Origin of the sequence: Methylobacterium komagatae (assembly GCF_042661665.1) — a bacterium.
GTDB lineage: Bacteria > Pseudomonadota > Alphaproteobacteria > Rhizobiales > Beijerinckiaceae > Methylobacterium > Methylobacterium komagatae.
Genome location: NZ_JBHSWN010000001.1, coordinates 2,019,043 through 2,044,524 on the forward strand (window position 1 = coordinate 2,019,043; position 25,482 = coordinate 2,044,524).

Below are 25,482 nucleotides of genomic sequence, written 5' to 3' on the forward strand. Positions count from 1 at the left end.
CGCTATCGCTCGCGATGACGGGGAGCGGGTTCCCCGTCAGTTCTTCCGCTTGATCGACCCGACGGTCTGGAGCTGGGTCTGCGCCTCGTTCCGGTCGTCGGGGGAGGCGGCGGCCCAGTTCTTCTCGTAGAGGGCGACGATCCACTCATCCTTGCGGCTCTGCACGCCGTCGCGGGCGAGGGAGAGCCAGACGAGGCCCTTCACGCGTTGCTGCGGCAGGCCGCCCGCGCCGTTGACGAGCATGTCGCCGAGCAACGCCTGGGCCGGATGGTGCCCCTTCTCCGCGGCGAGGTTGAACCACCGTGCCGCCTGCCGCGGATCTGCCTCGACGCCGTTACCGTCGAGATAGAGCCGGGCGAGATTGTACTGCGCGTTCGGGTCCCCGTAGTAGGACGCGGCGTAATTGAACATGTCGTAGGCGCGCTCGGGATTCGGGCGCACATAGGTGCCCTTGATCCCGTCGAGGAAGTACGAGCCCAGCGCCGTAAAGGCGCTGCCCGTTACCGCTGCGTTCTGCGCATCGCCGCCGTCATCCGTGCTGGCATCGGCGATGCGCGAGAAGAACTCGAACGCCTTCAGGTCGTCGTGGGGGACGCCGTCACCCTCGGCATACATCCGCCCAAGCTTCCACAGGGCCAGGGCGTGGCCCTGCCCGGCGGCGTATTCGAGCGCGCGGGCGGCGCCTTCCTTGTCGCCCGCATTGTATTCCCGAACGCCCGCCCGAAGGGCATCCCGCGCGGAGCGGTAGCTCTTCTCGGCGGCCGGAACGGGGGTGCGCACGAGAGCGTCGAGCGCCTGAGCCGCCGGACCCTGCAGGAGCAGGGCACCGGTCAGGGCCACCAGGGCGATCACGCGACGCCGGCGCGCGGACGCACCGGCCGGTCCACACCGGCTCCGTGCAGCCCTAGACGTCAGCATAGCTCTCCGTCTCCTGAGCCCCGCCCGGATGGGTCACGGCGCCGTACACCGCCGGGCCGACGCCCTGCGCGTACTTCCAGAGGTAGCCGGAGGTGGCGGCGTTGGGGCGCGGCGCCCACGCCTTGCGGCGCTCGGCCAATTCCTCGTCGCTCACCGCCACCGACAGCGTGCCGTCGATCGCGTTGAGGGTGATCATGTCGCCGTCCTTGACCAGGCCGATCGGCCCGCCCACGGCAGCCTCGGGCCCGACATGGCCGACGCAGAAGCCGCGCGTGGCGCCGGAGAACCGCCCGTCGGTGATGAGCGCGACCTTCGAGCCCATGCCCTGGCCGTAGAGGGCGGCCGTGGTGGACAACATCTCGCGCATGCCGGGACCGCCGCGCGGGCCCTCGTAGCGGATGACCAGCACATCGCCTTCCTTGTAGGAGCGCGACTGCACGGCGGCGAAGCAGGCTTCCTCACCGTCGAACACGCGGGCCGGGCCGGCGAAGACCTGGGCCTCCGGCGGCATGCCTGCCACCTTCACGATGGCGCCCTCGGGGGCGAGGTTGCCCTTCAGGCCGACGACGCCGCCGGTCGGGGTGATCGGCTGGTTGGCCGGGCGCACCACGTCCTGATCGGGGTTCCAGGTCACCTTCTCAAGGTTCTCGGCGATGGTCCGGCCGGTGACGGTCAGGCAGTCGCCGTGCAGGTAGCCGTGGTCGAGCAGGGTCTTCATCAGCAGCGGAATGCCGCCGACCTCGAACATGTCCTTCGCGACGTAGCGCCCACCCGGCTTGAGGTCCGCGATGTAGGGCGTGCGCCGGAAGATCTCGGCCACGTCGAACAGGGTGAACTCGATGCCGCATTCATGGGCGATGGCCGGCAGGTGCAGGGCCGCGTTGGTCGAGCCGCCGGAGGCCGCCACGGTGGCGGCGGCGTTCTCCAGCGCCTTGCGGGTCACGATGTCCCGCGGGCGAATACCCTTGGCGAGAAGCTCCATGACCTTCTCGCCCGCCGTGGCGCAGAACTTGTCGCGGATCTCGTAGGGGGCCGGGGCGCCCGCCGAGTAGGGCAGGGCGAGGCCGATCGCTTCGGAGACGGTCGCCATCGTGTTGGCGGTGAACTGCGCGCCGCAGGCACCGGCGGAGGGGCAGGCGACCTGCTCCAGCTCATCGAGGTCTTCCAGGCTCATGTCGCCGACGGCGACCTTGCCGACCGCCTCGAACAGGTCCTGCACGGTAACCGGCTTGCCCCGGAACGAACCGGGCAGGATCGAGCCACCATAGATGAAGATCGACGGCACGTTGAGGCGCACCATGGCCATCATCATGCCGGGCAGGGACTTGTCGCAGCCCGCGAGGCCGACGAGCGCATCGTAGGAATGGCCACGCATGGTCAGCTCGACCGAGTCGGCGATGACCTCGCGCGACGGGAGCGAGGCGCGCATGCCGCCATGGCCCATGGCGATGCCGTCCGTGACGGTGATGGTGCAGAATTCGCGCGGCGTGCCATTGGCGGCGGCGACGCCCTTCTTCACCGCCTGCGCCTGGCGCATCAGCGAGATGTTGCAGGGAGCGGCCTCGTTCCAGCACGAGGCGACGCCCACGAGCGGCTGGTGAATCTGCTCACGGGTGAGGCCCATGGCATAGAGATACGAACGGTGGGGCGCGCGATCCGGCCCCTCGGTGACGTGACGGCTCGGAAGCTTCGACTTGTCGTTCACACGCCCGTCCATGACCAGCACCGCGATCCTGCTTCGTCCGTCGGAGGGTGCGACGCGGAGCGGCACGTCGCCCACGGCGATGTGCCGATACTTTGCCCGCTCACTCCGAGGCTTTCGTTTCTGTCAGGTAAATCTTTGGCAAGACTGCCGTTTACCGCAGGTGCCGAAGTGGGCTTGGACTATGGCGGGATCGCGGCGCGCTCGCGCAGGATCGGGGGCGGTACCGGGATGCTTTTGCGGTGTTGCGACCTCGCCACAGCCACGCTTTGGCGGCGGATCTCATCCTGGGGTTGTCTCTCCCGACGCGCGGAAACGAGCATGAGTTGAATGTGGCGGGTGGGCTCGCGAGGAGGCCGCCCAAGCCCTTGACGGTGCTGGTTAAACGTCGCTTAGATCGCCTCGGGGCGGTACGCGTCGCCCTGGGGTGTGGAAGCCCCTCACACGACGGCTTGGAGCCCGCTGGCTTGTGCTCCGTTCTTCTCGACCATGCGGTCGGGGAGCCTGCGACGCATGTCCAGGCGCTCCGGTGCTAAAGGTCGTAGGAGCCGATCGTGTGCGGTTTTCCAACTCCCCGACTGGGGATGGTCGAGGTCCATTTGCGGGGGCGTACCGCAGACACTGACCCCGCGAGAGCTGGTCATGCGAGACACGGATAAATCCGACGATCCCGCGGAGCTCGCCGCGAGCCTGCGCAGCCTGTTCGATTCCGTCGTCACTCTCCCCGTGGACGATCCCCTGAAGGTCAAGACCCGCGACTTCCTCGCCGGATCCTCGGCCTGCTCGAAGAGGGCCACGAGACCCCGCGCCAAAACGCGGGGTCGTAGGGCTCACGCCGCCCCGGCATGAGGGGCCGGGACCTCGGTGGAGATGGCGTCGACGGTCCGCGGCATCGGGCTGCCCTGTCCGTCCGACCGCTGGATGCGGATCTGCTGGTTCACCGGTTGCATGTTGCCGAAGGGCGTTGAGAAGGCGATCTCGGCCGCATCACGCCCGACGCCGATCCGTACGAGGCCGTCCGGGTCGGCCTGTCGCGTGGCATCGAACAGCCACCAGCGCCCGTCGAGATAGGCTTCGAACACCGCGTGGAAGTCGCTCGGCACGAGGCCGTGGGCATAGCAACTGACGAAGCGCGCCGGGATGCCGAGCGCCCGGCAGAACGCGGTACCCAGATGCGCGAAGTCGCGGCACACGCCCGCCCGCTTCAGCAGCGTCTCGTGCGCCGTCGTCTGCTCGTCGCTGGAGCCCGGCTGATAGGCGAGGTGCTCGTGGATCCAGTTGCAGATCGCGTTCACCCGCTGGTGCCCCTGGGGCAGGGCGCTGAACTCGGCCTGGGCGAAGGGCGTCAGCCGGTCCGAGGACACGAAGCGGCTCGGCAGCAGGTAGGGCAGGATGTCGATCGGCAATTTGGCGACCGGCGTCTCGCCGATCTGCGCCGGATCTCCCCGGTGGACCGTCAGATCAACCTCGGCCTCGTATTCCAGCGAGAAGGGGCCGGTCGGCACGTTGACGCCCAGATAGCGGTTCTGCGTGTCCGGGTGGATGTAGATCTCCCGCTTCAGATCGGGGCTCAGCGTCAGCGTCTCGCGCAGAATCTCGACACTCTGAAGCTTGGCGACCTCCAGGTTGAAGATGAACGTGGTGTCCGCGAGGATATTATAGGAGAGGCTGCAACCCAGCGTGTAGCGCATCGGATGGTCTCGAACGGTGTGGCTTCCAGCCTCGGCAAAGCGCGGCGGCTGGCCGCAGTTCCGCAGGCCCATGCCCGAAAAATCGCCGATGTGACAGGCTTTTGCGCAACGGAGCAACGTTCGGCCCGCGCTGCCACTGGAACGCGCTGGGGAACGTGCGCCGCTTTTCCGGGCTCTCCCCATCGCGCTTGATTTCCCCGATGCCACGGGGGAAGGACAGATTGGACTTCCTCCAAACGAGACTCCTGACCCATGGAAGAACTGCTTGCCCGCGTCTGTACTCGGACCGGTCTCGATGCCGCGACGGCGCAGACCGCGATCGGCCACATCCTCGCCTTCCTCCAGAAGGAGGGGCCGCAGCCTCAGGTTGGCCAGCTCATGGCGGCTCTACCCGGCTCCGCGGAACTGGCGGCGCAGTCCGACGCGGGCGAAGGCAGCAGCGGCGGCGGTGGATTGATGGGTATGCTCGGCGGAATGCTGGGCGGCGGGGGCGGCGTCATGGCGCTCGGCCAGAAGTTGATGGCGGCAGGTGTGCCGATGGGCCAGATGCAGCCGCTCGGGCAGGAATTGTTCGCCGTCGGTCGTGAAAAAGCCGGCGAAGATGTCATGGGCCCGATCGTAGGCTCAATTCCTGGTTTGAATCAGTTCGTCTGATTACGATCACTGTTTTCGCGGCGCAAAAGTTAACGCGCCGCGGAGATTGTGCATTTTCGCACTGCGGCCAGGGCTGGTTGCGCGGAGAATGAAAAAACGTTCCACGGCGAAAGCTTAACGGAACCGTTCCGCGTTATCCCCGTTGTTCACACGTGCGGTCGAGCTCACCGGAGAGAAGCTTGCCGCGACGTCCCGCAGGCCCGCCATGCCCGTTTTCGAAGCCAAGAACCTGGATCGGGAATTCGAGGGGCAAGCTCTGCTCGGAGCGATCCTTCATCCGACGCGCGGCGCCCGCACGCGCGCCCTTCGCCTGGGGCGTCGGCGCGCCGAGCGGAATGCGATGATGGCTGACCCCTTCGCCATCGAGCCTCGCTTCCCCATGACGGGGGACGACCTCACACCGATGACCGTCCCCTCAACCTGAAGTTGGGTTTCTACCACTCCTGAGGAGTGACGAGGCCCTGACGGGTGACGACGACCCACTGGCGTCCCTTACGCTCGATCGCCTCGACACGGCCCGCCCCCGGCAGCGTATCGCCGGGCATCACCTGAAACAGTCGCCGACTGCGATTCTCGATGATCGCCGCGCCGTCGAACACGTCGCGCACGGCATATTGCTCGAGCACAGGCGATTTCGCGGGCGCGGCCGCCTTTGCCGGCTCCGGCTGCTTAATCTCGGCGACCTTCTCGGTCGGCTTCGCTTCCACGACCTTCGGTTCGGCGGCCTTGGTCTCGCGCGGCTCCGCGAGGCTGCCGGTCTGCGTCGGCTCAGGCCGCGCGGCGGGGCGTGCGGTGAGGGTCGCGATCCGGGCGGCGTGCTCCTTCTCGGCCTGCTCGATCTTCTCGTTCAGGCTCGCGAGCTTGGCGGTCAGGCTGCGGTCGAGCTGCGCGATCTTCTCGTTGAGGCTCTTACCGCCGTTCTCCTTGCGGGCGCTGTCGGCGACGGTGCGAAGCTCGCCGACATTCTGATCCAGCTTGGCGAGGGAGGCGGCGAGCTTGGCCGTGTCGCTGCGCCCGGATTCGATGGCGGTGGCGAGGGAGGCAATGGCTGTGGCCGAGCCCTGATCCCGTGAGGCCGCGCCGAAGCCCAGCATCGCGCCGAGCGCCAGGGCGCCGCCCGCCACGGCGACGAGGCGGGCCTCGGCCCGCATCATCGTCTGCGCGAACCGGCGCGGGGCCGAGAAGAACGGCGGCTTCTCGGTGATGATCTCGACCTTGAGGCCCTTCTTCGGGGCCCTCTCGACCACTTCAATCTTCGGCTTCGCGTCGGTCGATGTCGTCGGCTTCGCTTCAGTCATCGTCCGTCGCTCCCGCTTCCAGGCTGTGCTGTAAGCAGTCGTTAAGGACGTTTCTTTACGAAATCCTTACCGCTGGGAGAGGCGGCTCAAGCCGCCAGCCCCCGCTTCTTAAGCAGCGGCGCGATGCTCGGCATCCGCCCACGGAAGGCGGTGTAAGCCTCGCGCGGGTCCCTGAGGTTGCCCGCCCCGTACACGTAGGTGCGCAGGCGTTTGGCCGTCTCGGGATCGAAGATGTTCCCCGCTTCGCGGAACGCGTCGAATGCGTCCGCATCCAGCACCTCCGACCAGAGGTAGCTGTAGTAGCCGGCCGCATAGCTCTCGCCACCGAAGATGTGCGCGAAGTGCGGGGAGCGGTGGCGCATGCCGATCTCGGCGGGAATCGCGATCCGCCGCAGGGCATCCGCCTCGAAGGCGGGCACGTCGAGCCCGGCCTCGCCCTCGGCGGAGAGGTGCATCGTCATGTCGACCAGCGCCGAGGCGGTGTATTCCACCGTGGCAAAACCCTGGTTGAACGCCCGCGCGGCGAGTAGTTTGGCCAACAGATCCTCCGGCATCGGCGCGCCGGTCTCGTGGTGGCGCGCATGGGCGCGCAGGATCTCCGGCTGTTCGAGCCAATGCTCGTAGAGCTGCGACGGCAGTTCCACGAAGTCCCCCGAGACGGAGGTGCCCGCAAGCAGCGGATAGGTCACGTCCGAGAGAAGGCCGTGCAGGCCGTGTCCGAATTCGTGGAACAGGGTGCGCGCGTCGTCGAAGGAAAGAAGTGTCGGCTGGCCCTCCGGGGCCTTGGCGAAATTCATCACGTTGACGATGATCGGCGTCACGATCCCGCTCAGCTTCTCCTGCGAGCGGAAGGCGCTCATCCAGGCCCCGGAGCGCTTCGAGGCGCGGGCGAAGTAATCGCCCAGGAACAATCCGACCTCGCGGCCGTCCGCATCGTTCACCCGCCACACCCGGACATCCGGGTGGTAGCGCGGCACCTCGTGCAACTCTTCGAAGGTCAGGCCGAACAGGCGCGTGGCGGTGTCGAAGGAGGCCTCGATCATCCGCTCCAGCGGCAGGTAGGCCTTGATCTCACCCTCATCGAGATCGTGCTCGGCCCGGCGCAGCTTCTCGGCATAGTGGCGCCAATCATGGGCCCGCAGGGCGAAGTTGTGCCCCTCCTGCTGCACGATGGCTTGCAGCCGGTCGCGCTCCTCGATGGCGCGGGTGCGGGCCGGGGTCCACACGTCGCGCAGCAATTCCATCGCCGCGTCGGGGCTCGCCGCCATCGTGTCCGCGAGCTTGAAATGCGCGAAGCTCTCGTAGCCGAGCAGTCTGGCCCGCTCGGCCCTGAGCTTCACGATCTCGGCCATGAGGGCGCGGTTGTCGGTCGGTCCGCCTGATTCGCCCCGGTGGATCCAGGCCTCGTAGGCCTTCTCCCGCAGGTCGCGGCGTGTGGAGAAGACGAGGAACGGCTCGATCAACGAGCGCGAGAGCGTGATGACGTGGCCGTCGAGACCCCGCTCCTTGGCTGCGCTCGCGGCGGCGGCGCGGAGGAAGGACGGAAGCCCGGCGAGGTCGTCCTCGCTCTCCAACGGAAGGGTGAAGCCGCTCTCGTCCGCCAGCAGGTTCTGGCTGAACTGGGTCGCGAGTTCGGACAGGCGCTCCGCGATGGCCGCCATCCGCTCCTTCGCCTCGGGGGCGAGTTCAGCGCCCGCCCGGCGGAACCGGATGCGGTAGCGCTCCAGCACTCGCCGTTCCTCCGGCCCAAGCCCCTCGACCTCGGCCTCGACGGCCGAGATGCGCGCCCAGAGCTGCGGGTTCAGGTAGATGGCGCTGCCGTGCCGGGCGAGCCTGGGGCCGACCTGCCGCTCGATCGCCTGAAGCTCGGCGTTCGTATGGCTACCGGTGAGGTTGTAGAAGACGCCCGCTACGCGATCGAGCGCCTGGCCCGCCCGTTCCATCGCGGCCACGGTATTGGTGAAGCTCGGGGGGAGGGATCGGCCGCGATGGCTGCGATTTCCCCCTCGTGCTGGGCCAGGGCGGCCTCGAAGGCAGGCAGGTAGTGCTCCGGCCGGATCTGCTCGAAGGGCGGCAACTCGTAGGGCGTGCCCCATTGCGCCGGAGCGAAGGGGTTGTCCTGCGGAAGGCTGTCGAGCCCGGCGGCGAGAGTGTCCGGCATTCGCATCCTCGGTCGGGGCGCCCCGCCCCGTCTTGAAACGATCTCGGGCCCGTCGCCCGTCGCCCCTGTTCTGGTCCGTTCCGGTGCCTGCGGCAACCGTGCCGGGCGATCCGAACGCCGCCTCGGCCGTTATGGCTCAGGTGGGGAAGCACAGAGGGGCTATGACGAGGCATCTAGCGAGCGCGGCCGGAGGCTGCGCCCTCTGGCTCATGCTCGGCTCCGTGCAGGCTGCGCCGCTCGCTCCCGAGGTGGTGCCGAGCCCGCCCGAGCGCCCGGCCGAACTGACGCCGCCGCCCCCGGCGGAGCCCGCCCCGGTCCCGCCGCCGCGCCCGCCCGAATTGACGCCCGCGCCCCCGGCCAATGTCAGCGCACCGGAGACACCCGCTCTGCCAATCCCACCTCCGGTTCCGCCGAGCCGTCCGGCCGACCTGTCCGGCGAGGCCGCGCTCACCCTGAAGGTCGCAGCTCCCGACGACGAAGCGTGCCGCGTCCGCCTCAAGCGGCTCGGCGCGAGCTTCGAACCGCTGCCCGCCATCGCCGAGGGCCAATGCACCGCGCCGCTGCCCTTGAAGGTCACAGCGCTCGCCGACGGCATCGCCCTGCGGCCCGCCGCGACGCTGACCTGCCGCGCAGCCGAGGGTCTGGCACGCTGGGCGAGCGAGGTGCAGGTCGAGGCGCAGCGAAGCTTCGGCAAACCGCTGGCCGCCCTGGATCTCGGCGGCACCTATGTCTGCCGGGGTCAGAACCACGATGTCGATGCCAAGCTCAGCGAGCACGCCTTCGCTGATGCGATTGACGTGATGAGCTTCACCTTCACCGGGCGCCCTCCTATTGTCGTACGGGAGGCTGTCAGTGATCCCGCCGAGGCGGGGTTCCTGAAGGTGACGCGGGCCAAGGCCTGCACCGTCTTTCGCACCGTCCTCGGACCTGGATCCAGCGCCACCCACGCCAACCATTTTCACTTCGATGAGCGCGAGCGGACAGCCGGTCATCGCCTCTGCGAATAGGTGCGACAGATCGGCTCGGAACGGGCGCGAGCCTCCAGCGCTTGAGGGCGTCGGAGCCCTCCGCTCCGGGAGCGACCGACGATGACGCGTGCCTGGCTGACGATGCCCGTCCTCCTGGCGGGCTTAACCTTGCCGGGATTGGTCGCCGCCGCGCCGGGCAAGGAACCGGGCCGGGAGCCAGGTAAGGACAAGGCGGCATCGGTTTTGACCGAAGACGCCGTCAATGCCGCGACCTTCATCGAGGGCGCGAAACCGGCCGAGACCAAGGACGAAGACAAGAAAGGTAAGACGGGCAAGCGGGCCAAGGCGGCCGAGCCCCGATCGAGCCCATCACCGTGCGGGCGCAGGTGCTCCTCGACCGTGCGCGCTTCTCGCCCGGCGCCATCGATGGACGGGAGGGCGACAATTACCACCGGGCCATCGCGGCTTTCGCCGCGGAGCGGAAGCTTCCGGCTGCCGACCACCTCACCAAGGAGATCTGGGACGCGCTGCAAGCCGGTGATTCAACCCCCGCCGTCAAAAGCTATACGATCACCGAGGACGACGCGAAGGGCCCGTTCGAGCGGCGCATTCCATCGAAGATGGAGGAACAGGCCGAACTCGACGCGATGAGCTACACCAATGCCCGCGAGATGCTGGCCGAGCGCTTCCACATGAGCCGCGACCTCCTCATTGCCCTCAACCCCGGCAAGGCGTTCGACAAGCCTGGCACGACGATCCTCGTCACGGGGGTCGAGCCCATGGGCACGGACAAGCCGAAGGCCAAGGACCTGCCGCAGGATCCGAAGGTCGAGCGCATCGCCGTCGACAAGACGAACCGCGACGTCCGCGCCTTCGGGGCGGACGGGGCGCTTATCGCCTATTATCCCGCATCCATCGGCAGCAGCGAGAAGCCCGCGCCGAGCGGCGAGACCACGGTGAAGGGCGTCGCCTTCGATCCGGTCTACACCTACAACCCGAAATACGCGTTCAAGGGCGTGAAGACGAAGCGCGCCTTCTCCATTCGCCCCGGCCCGAACAATCCCGTTGGCCTCGTCTGGATCGACCTCGCCATCCCAAGCTACGGCATCCACGGCACGCCCGAGCCCGAGCGGGTGAGCAAGACGGAGTCGCATGGCTGCATCCGGCTGACCAACTGGTCCGCACGTGATCTGGCGAAGCATGTCGCTCGGGGCGCCAAGGTTGCGTTCACCGACAACTAATGCGTGGTACGCTTATACCAGAGGTGCCATCGAGAAAGCCCGTCGCGGGATTTCGCGAGCCCTTCCTGTAAGTTGCATTCAAGACGCATCTTGCCGAAAATGTATCGGAGCTTAACATAGGGTGGAGGGCTGAGCCCGGGCGTGGCGTGCTGTCGCTTGACACGTCAGCCCGGACGGGCGACCCACCCATTGGTTCTGCAAGGTGTGCCACGGCAAGTCGCGCACCGGGGACCGACGTTATCGCACGGAAGCGGCCCCGTCGGGGTCGGCGAAGGGAAGACGGCCCGGCGTGAGTGCTGACCTCAACGACGAACTGCTCAACGGCGTCCGTGTTCTCGTAGTCGAGGACGAAGCCGCGATCTCGATGCTGCTCGAGGACATGCTGCTCGACTTCGGCTGCACGGTCGTGGGACCTGCCGCGCGCCTGTCGACGGCCCTCGAAATGGCGGCGCAGGAGACGTTCGACGTCGCCATCCTCGACGTGAACGTGGCGGGCGAGCCGATCTATCCGGTGGCCGAGGCCATCGTCGCGCGTGACCGGCCATTGGTCTTCTCCACCGGTTACGGTGGTGCGGGCATCCGCGAGCCCTTCCGCGACCGGCCGGTGGTCCAGAAGCCGTTCAGTCAGGCGGATCTCAAGCGCACCCTCATCGGGGCCATGCGCAGCGTCAAAGGCTGAGGCGCTTCCGGTATGGAAGGTGCAGGGCGCTACTTGAGGTAGCCGCTCGTCAAAGGCCCTCGATGGTGAAGGCGGCCGGGCAATGCTCCGGCCACAGCCCACGTCCGACGAAGACCGCATCCGCCCTCAGGGTCAGCTCCCCCGCGCAGGGATGGCGGGCCACCCAGGCCCGCACGGCCTTCGAGAAGCGCCGCCGCTTGGCCGCGCCGATCGCCTCGCGGGCATCGTCCAGCCGCGCCCGCGCCTTCACCTCCACGAAGACCAGCGTGCCGCCCCGGCGGACGATCAGATCGATCTCCCCGCCCGCGAGCGAGACCCGACGAGCCAGCGGCCAGTAGCCGCGCAGCATCAAGGCCAGCAGCGCCAGCCATTCAGCTCGGTGGCCCCGCCGGTGGGCGGCCTGCCGTTCCGGACTCGGGGCTGCCGCCCTCACGCCTCTTCCTCGCGCGACAGCGCCAGCGCGCGGGCATAGACCTGTCGGCGCGGCTGGCCGGTCTCCTCCGCTACGAGGGTCGCCGCATCCTTGATCGAATGCCGGGCAAGGGCGGTGCGCAGGGCGGCATCGAGGGCGGCATCGTCTTCCGGTCCCGCCGCCTGCGCCGAGGCCGGGCCGATCACCACCACGATCTCGCCCTTGGGCGGTCCCTCCGTGGCGAAGCGTTCTGCGAGGCTGCCCAGGCTGTCGCGCCGCACGGTCTCGTAGAGCTTCGTGAGTTCGCGGGTCACGGCGGCGGCCCGATCGGCGCCGAGAACCGCGGCGGCATCGGCCAACATCTCGATGAGCCGGTGCGGAGATTCGAACAGGACCAGCGTGCCCGGCATCTGCACCAGCGCCTCGAGCCGATTGCGCCGGGCGCCCGCCTTCTGCGGCAGGAAACCCTCGAAGAAGAAACGGTCCGTGGGCAGGCCGGCCGCAACGAGGGCGGTGGTCACCGCCGAGGGGCCGGGCACCGGCACGATGGTGATCCCCGCCTCGATCGCCGCCTGCACCAGCTTGTAGCCGGGGTCCGAGACGAGGGGCGTGCCCGCATCCGACACGAGGGCCAGGGCTTCCCCCGCCTTGAGGCGCGCCACCATCCGCTCGCGCACGGCATCGGTCGAGTGCTCGTGGTAGGCGACGAGCGGCGTGGTGATCCCGTAATGGGCGAGGAGCGTGCGGGTGACACGGGTATCCTCGGCCAGCACCGCATCGGCGGCGGCCAGCGTCGCCAGGGCGCGGATGGTCACGTCGCGCAGGTTGCCGATGGGCGTGGCCACCACATGCAATCCGGGGGAGAGGGGCTCCGCCTCGCTCGCGAGGCCGAAGGCGGTGAAAGTGGCGCTGCGGGCCGAAGCCGGCCGCGCGGGATCGATTCGACGGTTCATCGCTGACGAGATTGCCACAGGGAGGCCCCGACGTCGCCGCCGGGGAGGTGGAGAATGGGGGAAGAGGGGCAACCGGCATTTACAAGCCGTTGCAGGACCGACAGGCTTCCCCCGGAATCGTTGCAGGAAGGATCTCCGATGGCGCAGACGACGCGCGCGCGGGGTGTCGTTCTCCCGGTCGTGCTCATCGGCGCCACGGCCCTGGCCGGCTGTGTCGCCAGCGAGCGCACGGCCCGCAACCGGCCGCCGCCCGTCGTAGCTGCTCCCGCCGAACCGGCCGCCGATCCGGGGGCCTGCCTGCCGCAGCGGCCGAGCGCATCGGCCAGGGCAGCGTGAAGGTCGCTCTGGTCGTCCCGCTGACGGGGCAGGGGGCGTCGATCGGCGCGGCCCTGCGCAACGCCGCCCAACTCGCCTTCGATGAGGGGCAGCAGCCCGACCTCACGATCCTCGTCGAGGATGACCGCGGCACCCCGGCCGGGGCGGCGGAGGCCACCGAGCGCAGCCTGAAGGCGGGGGCGGACCTCGTGCTCGGTCCGCTCTTCGCAGCCAATGTCCGCTCTGCCTCGGTGGCGGCCCGCGCGGCGGGCAAGCCGATCATCGCCTTCTCGACGGATGTCGGCGTCGCCTCGCGCGGGGTCTATCTCCTGAGCTTCCTGCCGCAGCCCGAGGTCGCGCGGATCGTCGAGGAGGAGATCGCCTCCGGCCGCCGCTCCTTCGCCGCGCTCATTCCGGAAACCGCCTACGGCAACGCGGTCGAGGCGCAGTTCCGCGAGGCGGTGGCGAACCGGGGTGCGCGCATCGCGGCGGTCGAGCGTTACCCTGCCGGCGCGCCCGACGCGGCTGTCAAGCGCTTAGCAGGCGTCATCACCGGACCCCGTGCCACGGCCGACGTGCTGTTCATTCCGGAGACGTCCGAAGGGCTGACCACCGTGGCGACGGCTTTGAGCGCGGCGAAGTTCTCGCCCGAGCGGGTCAGGCCGGTCGGCACCGCGCCCTGGAACGAGCCGTCGCTGTTCGCCCTTCCGGCGCTGCAGGGCGGGCGCTTCGCGGCACCGGACCGGAGCGGCTTCTCGAATTTCAGCGCGCGATATCAGGCGCGGTTCGGCGCCATCCCGCCGCGCGTCGCCTCGCTCGCCTACGATGCGGTGATGCTCTCGGCGACGCTCGCCCGGCAATTCGGCGCGCAGCGCTTCGCCGAGCCGACCCTGACCAACCCGTCCGGCTTTGCGGGCATCGACGGCACGTTCCGGTTCGGCGCCGAGGGCACCAGCGACCGGGCGCTCGCCGTCTACGAGATCCGCAACAACGCCGTGAGCGTGGTGAGCCCGGCTCCGAGGGTTCTCGGTAAGCCGGGCCTCGCGGCGGCGCCTCAATAGGCCGCCTCGTCGGAAAGCGTTCTAGGCCATTGTTATTGGCGCATTTTCTTCCGCCGAACCGGCGTCCGCTTCGGCGGAAAATGCCCTAGAACGCGTTCTCGGCCTTCAGCAGGGCGAAGGGTGTCATCGCGAGGATCTGGATGTCGAACAAAACGGACCAGTTCTCGATGTAATAGAGATCGTGCTCGACGCGGCGCTGGAGCTTCTCCTCCGTGTCGGTCTGGCCGCGCCAGCCGTTGATCTGCGCCCAGCCGGTCATGCCCGGCTTCACCCGGTGCCGGGCGAAGTAGCCGTCCACCACCTGATCATAGAGCGTGTCGGCCGTCTTGGCGTGGAGCACATGCGGGCGCGGGCCGACGAGGGAGAGGTCGCCCTTCAGCACGTTGAGAAGCTGGGGCAGTTCGTCCATCGACGATTTGCGGATGAGACGGCCGAACGGCGTCACGCGGGGGTCGCCGCGCGACACGGTGCGCTGCCCGGCGACATCGCACAGGTCGGTGTACATCGAGCGGAACTTGTAGACCTCGATCACCTCGTTGTTGAAGCCGAGGCGCTTCTGCTTGAACAGGATCGGCCCGCGCGAGGTGAGCTTCACCGTCAGGGCGATGGCCAGCATCACGGGGGACAGCGCCACCAGCGCGAGGAAGGCGACGATGCGGTCGAAGGCCGCCTTCACCACCACGTCCCAATCGGCGATCGGCTTATCGAACACGTCGAGCACCGGCACCGAGCCGAGATAGGAATAGCTCCGGGGCCGCAGACGCAGCTTGGTCGCATGGGCCGAGAGGCGAATGTCGATCGGCAGCACCCAGAGCTTGGCGAGCATCTGGAGAATGCGTCCCTCGGCCGAGATCGGGATCGTGAACACGATCAGGTCGAGATGGTGGTTACGGGCGTAATTGACCAGTTGATCAACGTTGCCGAGCTTGGGCACGCCCGCCACCGTGTCAGTCGAGCGGTCGTCGTTGCGATCATCGAACACGCCGACGATGCTGATACCCGATTCCGGCTGGGCGGAAAGCGCCTTGATCAACTCCTCGCCCGCATCGCCGCCGCCGACGATGGCCGCGCGACGGTCGAAGCGCCCGGCGCGGGCCTGGGTCTCGACATAGCGCGACACGGCGATCCGGCCGCCGAGCAGCAGAGCGAGGCCCCCGGCATAGTAGGTCGCAAGCCACAGGCGCGAGGTCTGGTCCGCGAGTTTGGCCAGGACCAGCAGGGCGGCCAGAACGAGGAAGGTCGTGGTCCAGGCCGCCGTCAGGCGGATCGAGGTCCGCACGAACTGGCGCAACGCGGGGAGCCGATAGGCCCCCGCCGCCTGGGCGAGGGCGATAGTCACGGCGGGCACGAGGCAGATCGCGGCGGCATAGGTCGCCACCGACGCGATGCGGCCGTGAAGCATTACCGCGTAGAGAAGGACGCCGAAGCCGAGAAGGGCGGCGCCTTCGAGGATGCGGACCGTTCCGCACAGGACCAGAGGCGACATTGCCCGCGGTCGTGCCGCCGGTCTCTGCACCGCCGGCATGGCCGCCTCGGCATAGGCCGAGGAGGGGCCCACCGCATTCATGATGTCGCGGACGTCGAAAGCACTCATCGCGCCGTGTTCCAGCCCTGGGTGACTGATCGTGTCGCCCGAGACTCGCACGGTTGTTTCTCGGAATGCTTAAAGCCTTTGGTTGTATCTTTCGCGGTGGATAACGAAAGGCTCAGGTGACCGGCAGGCCCTGCAGGCTCCACCAGATGGTGCCGTAATGGCAGGCCGTCGCCACGAGCACGAAGCCGTGCCAGATCGCGTTCTGGAAGGGCAGCGTCCGCCAGACGTGAAACACCACGCCGATGGAGTAGAGCAGGCCGCCGATCGCGAGCAGGCAGAAGGCCGTCGGCTGGAGCGCCGCGATCACCGATTCATAGGCGAAGAGGCCGCTCCAGCCGAGGATGAGATAGAGACCGATCGACAGGCGGTCGAACCGGCCCGGCAGGAACAGCTTCACGGCGATGCCGATCAGCGCAACGATCCAGATCACCGCCAGCAGAACGTAGGCGACAGGGCCGGAGCCGACGAGGATCACCAGGGGCGTGTAGGTGCCCGCGATCATCAGGTAGATGAGCGCATGGTCGGCACGACGCAGCAGCCATTTCCGCGGACCGACCGGATACAAATTGTAGGTGGCCGAGACGCCGAGCATCAGCACGAGGGCGCAGGCATAGATCGCGAGGGCAGCCTGTGCCCCGAGGGCGAGATGCGCGCTCAGTGCCGTCAGCATCAGAGCCGCGGCGCCTGTCACGCCGAGGGTGACCCCCAAGCCGTGGACGATGCCATCGGCCAGTATTTCGCGGGGCGTGTAATTCCACGTCAAGGAAAGTGGACGTCCGTCCTCGGCCAGAGACATCGCGGAGCCTCCTGCACAACGCGCAGGAGTGTAATCCTGAACCGATAAACCTGTTCCACCGTAAGACTGCGCAAATAGCGGTGGAACTGGGTTTATCGTGGATAAGCAGTATTTTGTGCTCTGCGGGAGAATTGTCGCAGGGCGAAAAGCTTGTTCAGGCCCCGCGTGTTGCGAGCCCGGCATAACTCTGCGACGGCGCCGCGCGCGTTGCCGCGCCGCTCCCGATACCCTGGCTCAGCCGCGCATGGAGGGTCGCGGCGGTGAGGACGATCATTGCTAGCACTTGATGTGCCAGCGCCGCCCAGAGCGGGACGGCGAGCAGCAGCGTCGCGATACCGAGACCGGCCTGTGAAAGGACGAGCCCAGCGACCGCCAGAGCGCGTCGCGCGGTTCCGGTGCCCCGCGCCGAGCTCACGGCGTCGGCGGCGTGCAGCAGCGCGAGCGTGAGGAGCAGGTAGGCGACGACCCGGTGGTCGAACTGCACGAGGAGATGGTTGTCGACGAAGTTCTCGATCCACGGCGTCACCGCGAACAGGTGCTCTGCGGCGGGGATCATCACGCCGTCCATGTCGGGCCACGTGTTGTAGACGAGCCCGGCATGGGAGCCCGCGACCAGGCCGCCCAGGAAGATCTGGGCCAGCACCAGCGGCGGCAGGATCAGGGCGGTGATGCGCAAGCGTGAAGGGGCGGGCGCCAGGACGGACGGGCGCTCGCCTGCCGCGAGCCAGACGAGCAATGCGAGGATGAGGCTCGCCGTGGTGAGGTGGAGCGCGAGCTTCAGCGGGGCGACGGCAGTCATGCCCGGCTGGAGGCCGGAGGCGACCATGATCCAGCCGATGGCGCCCTGGAGGCCGCCGAGCAGACCCAACCCCAGCAAGCCCCAGCCGAGGCGGCGGCGGATCATGCCCTTCCACCAGAAGACGATGAGCGGCAGGAAGAAGACGAGGCCGAGCAGGCGGCCGAGGAAGCGGTGGCCCCATTCCCAGCCGTAGAGCACCTTGAAGGCCGAGAGGCCCATGCCCTGGTTGAGGATGTTGTATTGTGGCGTATCGCGGTATTTCGCGAATTCGGCCGCCCAGTCGGCGTCCGACAGGGGCGGGATGGCACCGGTCACTGGCCGCCACTCGGTGATGGACAGGCCCGATCCGGTCAGCCGCGTCGCACCGCCGACCGCGACCATGGCGATCACCAGGGCCGCGACCACGGCCAGCCAGAGGCGAACCGCGCCCGATGTCCGATCCGGAATTGCGCTCATCCATCCCTCCGCGCCGCCCGACGGGCCGGGGTTAAGGGATCGGCCGGGCAGGGGCAACGTGCAGGGCGACGCAGCCCGATGCGCGGCAACGCGCCGGTTGCCTCCGTCGCTTCAGGAGGTTAGCCCCTGCCCGGCGCAACGATGGGAGGGGACGATGCCGCGACGCCTGCGCCTGCTGATCGGGACGGTGGGCATGCTCGCCTTCGTCTGCCTCTATGCGCCCATCGCCATGGCACTGGCCGACAGCCGCATCGCCGAGACTCCGCCCGCGATCCAGGCGGTGCTTTATTCCATCCTCGGCATCGGCTGGATCCTGCCGCTGATGCCGCTGATCAAGTGGATGGAACGTCCGGATTGACCGGTGCGAGGGCGCACCTCCCTCGTTTTCGCCGCACTCACAGCCGAGACAGAGCTTGAGCGATTCGCACGTTGCGGTCGCGCTCCCCGCCCGTGAGTTCCGGCCGCATGCCCTACACGCGTTTCGTTGCGTCGATCCTGTGCCTTGTCCCGTTCGCCGCACTGGCGCAGGGGACTCCCCGCAGCATCGGTGAGTGCGAGCGCCTGAAGAACGATCTGGCCTACAACCAGTGCTTGGCGATGTTCGGCCCCGCGGCCAAGAACGTCGCGGCGGGCTACGCCTCGGCCGATGCTGCCGCCGCGCCCGCCCTGCAGGAAGCTTCGCCCGCCGAGGCTCAGGCCGAGGTGGATGCTGCCCCCGCCGGGGCCGCCGGTCCTATCGCGGCCGCCATGGGCGCCAATACGCCATGTTCTCCACCGGAGAATATCGTCGTCACCGCCGTCGCTGACGGGCATCGCAACCAAGCGTTACCCAAACCAAGTGATTACAGGCTGTGAGTGGTGCTCACAGGACCATTGGTAAACCCTCGCTTCAGCTGCGCCGCCTCAGATCGTGCGGCTTCGGCGGAGGGCACGATGGCGGCGATCGTACACGGGCGGATTGAGCGCGGCAGCGGACACGACGTCGCCAACGCCCTGCCGATCCTCTTCCCGATGCTGAATGCCGAAATGCTTCCAAGCCTTGATGCGGCGGAAGCTTTGTGGCGCGGGCTGGAAGCATCGCCCGATTGCCTTGCGACACCTTACCAGCGCCACGCATGGTGCTCGGCCTATCTGCGCGAGACCGGTGAACTCGACTCGGCCCGCGTCGCGATCCTGCGGGATCAATCGGGGCGGATCAGGATGCTGCTCCCCCTGGTGCTGCGGCGCAGGCACGGCCTCGTCCTGGCCTGCACGGTGGGGGATACCCACGCGAACTATCATCTGCCGGTCTTCACCCGCGATGCCGGTGCCATGCCGGTGGAGGAGATCCGCGCTGCCTTGGCGGAAGCGGGCAAGGGCGCAGGCATCGACGCCTTTTCCTTCGCGCATCAGCCGCGCATCTGGGAGGGCACGCCCAATCCTCTCTCGCGCGGCGGCGAGCCCGCACAGAGCGACGCCTACGGTCTCGTCCTCGGTCCGGACCCGGATTCGACGATCAAGCGCGTGTTCAGCGCCGATGCCCGCAAGAAGCTGCGCTCCAAGGAGAAGCGCCTGATCGAGGCGTTCGGCGTCATCGATTACCACCGGGCCGCTGACGGTGAGGAGGCCCGTGCCATCCTCACCACCTTCTACCGGCAGAAGGCGGCGCGCTTCGCCGCCATGGGAATCCAGGATCCCTATGCGCCAGACGCGATCAAGCGGTTCCTCGAACTGGCCGCCTCGGGTGAGAACCCAGCCATGGAGGTTCATGCTCTGCGGCTGGCAGAGGGGGGCCGTATCCTGGCGGTATTTGGCGGGGCGGTGAACGCCACCCGCTACAGCGGGATGATGACCTCCTTCGATGCCGATCCGGAGGTGGGGCGGTTCAGCCCCGGCGATCTGCTGCTTCACCATCTCGTCCGCGAACAGACGGCGAGGGGGCGGCTCAGTTTCGATCTCGGCGTGGGTGAGGCGCGCTACAAGGCGAGCATCTGCGACGAGACTATCGCGCTGGTCGAGACGATCTGGCCCGTGAGCCTGCGCGGCCATGCCTTCGCCCTGGCCAGCAAGGGCCTGAAACGCATGAAGCGGCGGGTGAAGGGCGATCCTCGCCTCTTCGCCGCCGCTTCGCGCGTCCGTCGTCTGCTGCGCCGGAAGGGCTGAACCCCCGGTTCAGGCCGCCCGGCGGCGGAACTCGTAGACGTTGCTCGGCACCTCGATCACGACCGGCGCCTCGACGGTCGGCCGGTCCTGGGCGATGAGCACCTGACCCGCGCCCGCCTGGGTGGCGGTAGCGTAGAGGTCGGCGAGCGCCTCATCGGCCGGGTCGGCATTCGATGCGATCACCACGGAATCGGCCAGCGTCGCGACGAGGCCCAGGATCTCCGCAGCTTCGGCTTGCGGATGCAGGTGGCAGATCACCCAATCGTAGGCCTCGGCCATGGCTTCCAGGGTAAAGGCCAGGGCACGCGGCTCCTCAAACAGCACGTCGCTCGAGGCCATGCCGGCCGCCACGTGATGGGCGCCGCCGGGTCCCTCGGCCTGGATCGCCTCCACGAAGTCGGCTTCGCCGCAGACCACATCGGTAAAGCCACGCGGGCCGGTCTCGTCCGCCTCCTTCGACAGGAGATCGACCACCAGCACGCTGCCGGAGCGGCCGAAGGCGGCGGCGAGGGCGGCGGGGAGGGCGTCGGGACCGGCTTCCTCGGTCTCCATCAGCACGACCATCCGGCCCTGCGGTGCCCCGGCGATGACCGGGCGATTGGAGAGGCGCTCCAAGAGCGGTGCCAGATCGAAGGCGCTCTCCGCGATAGCGAGCAGGGGCTTCTGAGGCGAGACCGGTTCGGCGATGAGCGAGGTCGCTTCGGCTTCTGTCGGCTCCCCCTGCGGGGTCGGCTCGCTCACGGCCTCGGCCACCGGCTCGGCGCGCATGTCCATCACCGGCTCGGTGACGGGCGTTTCCTCCGTCGCCTTGGCGGTATCGTGGTCGAGGCTCGCCTCCGGCAGCATGAACGGGTTCGCGGCAACGATCGGCTGGACGGTCTCGCCCGCCTCCTGTGCGTGCGGCTCGATACGCACCCTGGCCAGGGCGGCCGTGCCATGTCCGATCCGGTGGCGCAGGCCACGGGCCAGAACACCGCCGAGGGACACGAGCAGGGCCAGCAGCGTTGTGAAGCCGACGATCGGCAGCTTCTGCGGGAAGGACGGAAGGGTTGGCGTGACCGCGCGGGACACGATGCGCGCATCGGCGGGCGCGGCGCTTTCGGCTTCGCGGGCCGAGGTTTCGCGGTAGCGGGTCTGGTAGGCTTCGAGCTGCTCGCGCTGGACTTTCGCGTCGCGTTCGAGGGCGCGAAGCTCGATCTCGCTGGCATTGCCCTTCACCACCACGTTCTGCTGGCCATCGACGGCGGCCTGAAGGCTCGCCACACGGGCGTCGGCGATCGTGGCATCGTTCTCGAGGATGCGGACGGCGCGCTCGGCGGCGCCCTTGATCTGCGCGTCGAGGTCGGCGAGCTGCGCCTTCAGATCCTTGATGCGCGGGTGGCCGGGAAGGAGCGAGCGGGACTCAAGCGCGAGCTGCGCCCGCACCGTGATCCGGGTCTCGATGGTGCGCCGGAGCATCTCGTTGTTGGCGACATCGGTGATCTCGTAGGCGCGACCGTCCTTCAGGAGGTCCTTGATCGCGGCGACGCGCCCGGCGATGTCGGCGCGCAGCACGCGGGCCTGGGTCAGCTGGCTCGAGAGTTCGGACAATTGTTGCGCGGTCAACGGCTGGCCGGTCACGCCCGCCGAGCCGACGAGGCCATGCTTGGCGCGGAAAGCTTCGACCTTCGCCTCGGCCTCGGCCACCTTCCGGCGCAGGCTCTTGATGTTGCCGCCGAGCCAGCTTGACGCTTGCTTCGCCGTGTCCACCTTCTCAGCCTCCAGCGAGGCGAGATAGAGCTGCGCCACCGTATTGGCGGCCTCGGCGGCGAGCGCGGCGTCCTTGGACCTGAACGCGATGGCGATCGTCCGGGACTGGTCGGGCTGGCTGACATCGAGATGGTCGAAGTAGGATTCGATCACCCTATCCTCGGCCGTCCGATCGAACGGGTTTCCGCCAATGCCAAGCAGCATCAGCGCCTGACGGACGGGGCCGATCTCACCGGCAGTCGGGTCGAATTCAGGATTGCCTATGAGCTTGAGGCGCTGGATCGCCTCGCGGGCGATGTCGCGGGACATCAGAGCCTGCACTTGGCCCGCCACCGCCTGCCCATCCAAGGCTTCGCCAGCCCCTGACCTGTTCTCGAAGGCCAGCTTCGCCTCGCCGGTATAGGTGGGCGGCACCACCGAGACGAAGATCCCGGCGCCGATCGCGGCGGCGAAAGTGGGGATCACGATCCAACTGACGGAGCGGCGCAGAACCTGGGCCACCGAGACGCCCTCGGGACGCGGGGCCGCCGGGAATGCGGGGGCGGCATTGCGCATTCTGATCCGGGACATAAGCAGCTCTTCAACGCGGAATTGTTGCGAGCGGTGCAGAGACCGCAACCCACATTTGAAAGCGTTAAGGTTGCTTGAGGGTTAATCAGCTTCCGAATTCTTTTGAGACAACTGAAGTGGGCCTTGGATAGGGTTCGTTAACCTTAACGCCGTACCAGCAGTTGTATCGACAGTCACAACACGGCGATGGTGATGAACCGGCGCGCATTCGTCTTCGCACTCGGCACCAGCCTGGCCCTCGGCGGTTGCCTGCGGCCGACCTTCCGCACCAACGAACTCGATGCGACCGGCACGGGCTCGATCAGCGCGCGCTACACGCTCGCTGCGGGGGACCGCCTGCGGGTCATCGTCTTCGGCCAGGACAACCTGTCCAACATCTACACCGTCGACGGCGCGGGTAAGATCGCGATGCCGCTGATCGGTGCGGTTCAGGTCGGCGGCCAGACGACGGGTCAGGCGTCGAAGGCCATCGAGGCCAAGCTGTCCTCGGGCTTCGTGCGCGAGCCGCACGTCACCGTCGAGATGGATGCCTACCGGCCGTTTTACATTCTGGGCGAGGTCACGACCTCGGGCCAATACGCTTATGTCAACGGCATGACCGTCGAGACGGCGGTAGCCATCGCGGCCGGGTTCGGCCCGCGCGCCGCCCGCGATTACGCCGTGCTCACCCGCACGACGCCCTCGGGTCTCGTCTCCGGCATCGTGCCGATGACCTACTCCGTGCGCCCCGGCGACACCATCGTCGTCAAGGAACGGTTCTTCTGATCACTGGGCCGTCCGCCAGGGGTTGATGACGCGGATCTCCTCCGAGCGCGCCATCTCCGCTTTGACTTGGGTCTGGGCTTGCGCCTGGGCCGGAACACCCTTCTTCATCCGCGACACCATCCGTCTCGCCTCGTCGGCGGGGAGGGTCCCTGCCGGCTGGGTCATCGCGGTGAGCAGCTTGCGAGTCTTCTTGTCGATCGCCGCCGATTGGCGGACAGGCTCGAAGTCGCCCATCGTGTGCTGACGGCCTGTTCGCCCGGCGAAGACCTGCGCACCGCTTTTGAACACCACGATATCACCGGGCCGCAGCGTCTCGTCCTTCAACAGGGCGGCGGCGGGCCCGGCGCTCATGTCGAGGGGCTTCTGCCGGTCGCTGACGCGGATCTTCACGGGCAGCGCGGCGTAACGGGTCTTGAGTTTGTGGCGGCCGTAGCCGATGTGCCGCGACCGGACGGCGGATTTCGCCCCCGCATAGGGGTCGTAAGCCGGAGCCTGCGGTTGCGGTTGCGCCGGGGCGGCAGGCCGCACGCCGAACAGCATTTCGAGGAAATTACCTTCGGCCGCCTGGACCGTCGCCACGTGAATGCCGGTGCAACCGGCGATCGCGATCGCGGCGATGTACGCCGTCTTTGCCGTCCACGATGGCATCAGTCCCGCTCCGGTTGCGCAGATTTGTCGCTACAACCTGTGCGGGTGGAATGCGGTTCCGGCTCAGGCCGGGGCGACCTGCTCGCCTTCGCCGACGCAATCGAGGGCACGCTCGACCGCCGAGATGGCGTCGAGGAGGTGCTGCACCGTCCGCTCCACCTCGATGGGGGGCGGCCCGTGGCGGCGGCGCGCGCACTGACGTCCTCAAGCTGCTCCAGCAGGGTGAGGAGGTCTCCAGCGACGGCGACAACCTCGCAGCGGGCGAGGGTCGCGACGGCGGGACGTGGGCGGAAGGGCAGGACGTTGCTCATCGCCAGCCTTTCTCGCCCGAAACCGCCCCTCTTCGCCAGGGGGAAGGCGGGGAGTCCCCCATTTTGGGCGGCGACAGGGGCGTGAAAGCACCGAAGTGGTTTGTTTTCCGTGGCCGCAGAGCCTCGCACATCGTGCAACTGCTTCACGGGATGGGAAGAAGCCTTGACGCAGGTCCCCCTGTCCTGACCTTACGATGACGTTCGAGTAAGCATTGGCCGCCTGCCGGAATTGGCTCCGTGCCAGACTTGCCGCCTGCCAGATCTGCCGGGGTTCGCGATGCGTCTTCTGTCCCTCACCGTTGCTGCCCTCGCGGCCCTCGCCCTCGGCGCCTGTTCCAGCACCGATGGGGGGCGCAGCGGCCTTTCCGACAGCCTCAACCTCAGCAATTACCGCGCGTCGACCGACACGAACGGTACGCAGACCCGGCGCGACGTGAACCGCGCCTACACGCAGCCCTCGCTGCCCTCGATCGCCAACCGCGGCATGTGATGAAGCGGGGCGGGCTCAGCGCCCGCCGCCGTCACCGCTTGCCGAGCGCCGCCGCGAAGGCGGCGATGCGGTTGCGGGCGTAGACCGGCAGCCCGGCGCTGATCGAGTTGCCGGTGTTGAAGCTCGACTTGCCCATCAGCACCTGCGCGGGCAGCAGGTTCTTCAGAACGGGCACGCGCGCATATTCGGCCTTGCGGTCGAGCACGTCCCCCTTGATCGCCAGAGCGACGTAGGCGGTCACCACCGTCTTCTGCGGGTCGTTCGGCATCGGCTGGAACACCGCCAGGAATTTGCCGAAGCGCAGGATCTGGTTGACCCAGAAGATCGTCTGTTCGAGCCCGCCTGCCGGAGGGGTGTCGACCTTCGTGAGCGCCGTGAGTGAGGCCGCCTGCGCCGGATCGAGCAGGCGCAACTCGCTCTGGAACGAGACAAACTCCGCGATCTTCTTGGCCGAGCCCTCTTCAAGCTTGTTGGCGAGGCGCACGCCGAGCGGGAGCTTGCCTTCCAGATCGTAGCGGGATTCGATGCAGGCGGCTGCGCCCTCGCACCAGGGCGTGCCGGGCCGCTGGGCGAAGGCGGCGGCCGGGTCCTTGGTCGGCGTCACATCGGCGGGGGCGATCACGCGGTGCTTGATCGCCGGGTCCATGGCCTGGATGAAGCCGAGATTGGCCAGGGCCTTGAGATCGATCGACTCGGCCGGACGCGCCACCACGAACCGCCCTTCCGCGACATAGACCTTCAGGGTCTCGTGGCGGGGCTTTGAGACGCCGTTCAGCGTCACCGTGTAGTCGGGCTCCTTGTAGCCGGGGAAGGGCGACAGGGCCTGAGCCTCGGCTGGCCGCGCCTTCAGCCAGTCCAGATAGGGGATGAGGCCGCTCTCCGCGCTGCCACCCTTGTCCTGATGATCGGTGAACAGGATTTCGCCGGGCTTCAGCGTCGCCGGATCGACGGCGACCACCGAAGACACCTCCCGAACCGGCGCGACGGCGGTGGCGGGGCTCGCGGCGGGCGTGGCGGTCTGCGCCCGTGCGGCGCATGGCGCGCCGAGGCAAAGGGCGAGGGCGAGGGCGGCAGGAATCTGCGGACGCGGCATCAGCGGAGTCTCGGGA

22 protein-coding genes and 4 pseudogenes are annotated in these 25,482 nt (G+C 68.1%); 12 read left to right on the forward strand and 14 right to left on the reverse strand.

Annotated elements, in window-relative coordinates; all coding sequences use genetic code 11:
* Nucleotides 1–36: 36 nt before the first annotated feature.
* Both ACFQE0_RS09870 and ilvD read right to left on the reverse strand, forming a co-directional pair.
* Complete coding sequence (locus ACFQE0_RS09870) at nucleotides 37–918, reverse strand: tetratricopeptide repeat protein (protein ID WP_378969226.1); 882 nt, start codon at nucleotides 916–918, stop codon at nucleotides 37–39.
* Nucleotides 905–2,635 carry a dihydroxy-acid dehydratase gene (ilvD, locus tag ACFQE0_RS09875; protein WP_378975406.1) on the reverse strand — a complete coding sequence of 577 codons (1,731 nt, stop codon included), beginning with the start codon at nucleotides 2,633–2,635 and terminating at the stop codon, nucleotides 905–907. The genes ACFQE0_RS09870 and ilvD overlap by 14 nt, the downstream gene beginning before the upstream one ends.
* Nucleotides 2,636–3,262: 627 nt before the next feature.
* Between ilvD and ACFQE0_RS09880 the strand changes: the two genes are divergently transcribed.
* Nucleotides 3,263–3,469: a hypothetical protein gene (locus ACFQE0_RS09880; RefSeq protein ID WP_378969228.1), complete on the forward strand. Its 207-nt coding sequence runs from the start codon at nucleotides 3,263–3,265 to the stop codon at nucleotides 3,467–3,469.
* On the opposite strand, the gene ACFQE0_RS09885 is transcribed toward ACFQE0_RS09880, so the two are convergent.
* Nucleotides 3,451–4,311 (reverse strand): transglutaminase-like domain-containing protein, encoded by an 861-nt coding sequence (locus ACFQE0_RS09885; protein ID WP_378975408.1) that lies wholly within the window; start codon nucleotides 4,309–4,311, stop codon nucleotides 3,451–3,453. The two genes, ACFQE0_RS09880 and ACFQE0_RS09885, sit on opposite strands and share 19 nt — an antisense overlap.
* Before the next feature lie 252 nt (nucleotides 4,312–4,563).
* On the opposite strand from ACFQE0_RS09885, the gene ACFQE0_RS09890 reads away from it, so the two are divergent.
* Nucleotides 4,564–4,965 (forward strand): DUF2267 domain-containing protein, encoded by a 402-nt coding sequence (locus ACFQE0_RS09890; RefSeq protein WP_378969230.1) that lies wholly within the window; start codon nucleotides 4,564–4,566, stop codon nucleotides 4,963–4,965.
* 205 nt (nucleotides 4,966–5,170) lie between these two features.
* Complete coding sequence (locus ACFQE0_RS09895; RefSeq protein ID WP_378969232.1) at nucleotides 5,171–5,389, forward strand: hypothetical protein; 219 nt, start codon at nucleotides 5,171–5,173, stop codon at nucleotides 5,387–5,389.
* 10 nt (nucleotides 5,390–5,399) lie between these two features.
* On the opposite strand, the gene ACFQE0_RS09900 is transcribed toward ACFQE0_RS09895, so the two are convergent.
* Entirely contained in the window at nucleotides 5,400–6,263 is an 864-nt protein-coding gene (locus ACFQE0_RS09900) for a hypothetical protein (RefSeq protein WP_378969234.1), read from the reverse strand.
* 86 nt (nucleotides 6,264–6,349) lie between these two features.
* Nucleotides 6,350–8,424, reverse strand: a pseudogene (locus tag ACFQE0_RS09905) (M3 family metallopeptidase).
* A gap of 161 nt (nucleotides 8,425–8,585) precedes the next feature.
* Here ACFQE0_RS09905 and ACFQE0_RS09910 point away from each other — a divergent pair.
* The 3 genes and pseudogenes from ACFQE0_RS09910 (at nucleotide 8,586) to ACFQE0_RS09920 (ending at nucleotide 11,312) form a co-directional block, all read left to right on the forward strand.
* On the forward strand, nucleotides 8,586–9,431 hold the full coding sequence (locus ACFQE0_RS09910; RefSeq protein ID WP_378969236.1) for an extensin family protein: 846 nt from the start codon (nucleotides 8,586–8,588) through the stop codon (nucleotides 9,429–9,431).
* Nucleotides 9,432–9,512: 81 nt separating this feature from the next.
* Nucleotides 9,513–10,633, forward strand: a pseudogene (locus tag ACFQE0_RS09915) (L,D-transpeptidase family protein).
* A gap of 289 nt (nucleotides 10,634–10,922) precedes the next feature.
* A complete protein-coding gene (locus ACFQE0_RS09920; protein WP_378969238.1) occupies nucleotides 10,923–11,312 on the forward strand; it encodes a response regulator in 390 nt (129 codons plus the stop codon).
* A 49-nt stretch (nucleotides 11,313–11,361) separates the two neighbouring features.
* Here the strand turns inward: ACFQE0_RS09920 and ACFQE0_RS09925 are convergent, their stop codons facing one another.
* Nucleotides 11,362–11,745, reverse strand: coding sequence for a YraN family protein (locus ACFQE0_RS09925; protein ID WP_378969240.1), 384 nt, complete (start codon nucleotides 11,743–11,745; stop codon nucleotides 11,362–11,364).
* Entirely contained in the window at nucleotides 11,742–12,677 is a 936-nt protein-coding gene (gene rsmI / locus ACFQE0_RS09930; RefSeq protein ID WP_378969242.1) for a 16S rRNA (cytidine(1402)-2'-O)-methyltransferase, read from the reverse strand. The genes ACFQE0_RS09925 and rsmI overlap by 4 nt, the downstream gene beginning before the upstream one ends.
* A gap of 138 nt (nucleotides 12,678–12,815) precedes the next feature.
* Here rsmI and ACFQE0_RS09935 point away from each other — a divergent pair.
* Nucleotides 12,816–14,053: pseudogene (locus ACFQE0_RS09935) on the forward strand (penicillin-binding protein activator).
* 85 nt (nucleotides 14,054–14,138) lie between these two features.
* Here ACFQE0_RS09935 and ACFQE0_RS09940 read toward each other — a convergent pair.
* From ACFQE0_RS09940 to ACFQE0_RS09950, 3 genes are all read right to left on the reverse strand, one after another.
* Nucleotides 14,139–15,647, reverse strand: coding sequence for an undecaprenyl-phosphate glucose phosphotransferase (locus tag ACFQE0_RS09940; protein ID WP_378969244.1), 1,509 nt, complete (start codon nucleotides 15,645–15,647; stop codon nucleotides 14,139–14,141).
* Nucleotides 15,648–15,759: 112 nt separating this feature from the next.
* A complete protein-coding gene (gene trhA / locus ACFQE0_RS09945; protein ID WP_378969246.1) occupies nucleotides 15,760–16,443 on the reverse strand; it encodes a PAQR family membrane homeostasis protein TrhA in 684 nt (227 codons plus the stop codon).
* A 154-nt stretch (nucleotides 16,444–16,597) separates the two neighbouring features.
* Nucleotides 16,598–17,698, reverse strand: coding sequence for a COX15/CtaA family protein (locus tag ACFQE0_RS09950; protein WP_378969248.1), 1,101 nt, complete (start codon nucleotides 17,696–17,698; stop codon nucleotides 16,598–16,600).
* Between the two features lie 154 nt (nucleotides 17,699–17,852).
* Here ACFQE0_RS09950 and ACFQE0_RS09955 point away from each other — a divergent pair, with 154 nt between their 5' ends.
* The 3 genes from ACFQE0_RS09955 to ACFQE0_RS09965 all read left to right on the forward strand — a co-directional run bounded on the left by ACFQE0_RS09955 (nucleotide 17,853) and on the right by ACFQE0_RS09965 (nucleotide 19,840).
* Entirely contained in the window at nucleotides 17,853–18,056 is a 204-nt protein-coding gene (locus ACFQE0_RS09955) for a DUF2842 domain-containing protein (protein WP_378969250.1), read from the forward strand.
* A gap of 107 nt (nucleotides 18,057–18,163) precedes the next feature.
* Entirely contained in the window at nucleotides 18,164–18,553 is a 390-nt protein-coding gene (locus tag ACFQE0_RS09960) for a hypothetical protein (protein WP_378969252.1), read from the forward strand.
* A gap of 78 nt (nucleotides 18,554–18,631) precedes the next feature.
* Nucleotides 18,632–19,840: a GNAT family N-acetyltransferase gene (locus ACFQE0_RS09965; protein ID WP_378969254.1), complete on the forward strand. Its 1,209-nt coding sequence runs from the start codon at nucleotides 18,632–18,634 to the stop codon at nucleotides 19,838–19,840.
* 9 nt (nucleotides 19,841–19,849) lie between these two features.
* Here ACFQE0_RS09965 and ACFQE0_RS09970 read toward each other — a convergent pair whose 3' ends face one another.
* On the reverse strand, nucleotides 19,850–22,159 hold the full coding sequence (locus tag ACFQE0_RS09970; protein WP_378969256.1) for a lipopolysaccharide biosynthesis protein: 2,310 nt from the start codon (nucleotides 22,157–22,159) through the stop codon (nucleotides 19,850–19,852).
* Nucleotides 22,160–22,345: 186 nt separating this feature from the next.
* On the opposite strand from ACFQE0_RS09970, the gene ACFQE0_RS09975 reads away from it, so the two are divergent.
* On the forward strand, nucleotides 22,346–22,924 hold the full coding sequence (locus tag ACFQE0_RS09975; RefSeq protein WP_378969258.1) for a polysaccharide biosynthesis/export family protein: 579 nt from the start codon (nucleotides 22,346–22,348) through the stop codon (nucleotides 22,922–22,924).
* On the opposite strand, the gene ACFQE0_RS09980 is transcribed toward ACFQE0_RS09975, so the two are convergent.
* Together ACFQE0_RS09980 and ACFQE0_RS09985 are read right to left on the reverse strand one after the other, a co-directional pair.
* A complete protein-coding gene (locus ACFQE0_RS09980) occupies nucleotides 22,925–23,572 on the reverse strand; it encodes a hypothetical protein (protein WP_378969260.1) in 648 nt (215 codons plus the stop codon).
* Between the two features lie 63 nt (nucleotides 23,573–23,635).
* Nucleotides 23,636–23,883, reverse strand: a pseudogene (locus ACFQE0_RS09985) (hypothetical protein).
* Nucleotides 23,884–24,160: 277 nt separating this feature from the next.
* Here ACFQE0_RS09985 and ACFQE0_RS09990 point away from each other — a divergent pair.
* A complete protein-coding gene (locus ACFQE0_RS09990; protein ID WP_378969262.1) occupies nucleotides 24,161–24,373 on the forward strand; it encodes a hypothetical protein in 213 nt (70 codons plus the stop codon).
* A gap of 31 nt (nucleotides 24,374–24,404) precedes the next feature.
* On the opposite strand, the gene ACFQE0_RS09995 is transcribed toward ACFQE0_RS09990, so the two are convergent.
* Nucleotides 24,405–25,466 carry a hypothetical protein gene (locus ACFQE0_RS09995; protein ID WP_378969264.1) on the reverse strand — a complete coding sequence of 354 codons (1,062 nt, stop codon included), beginning with the start codon at nucleotides 25,464–25,466 and terminating at the stop codon, nucleotides 24,405–24,407.
* Nucleotides 25,467–25,482: the final 16 nt, after the last annotated feature.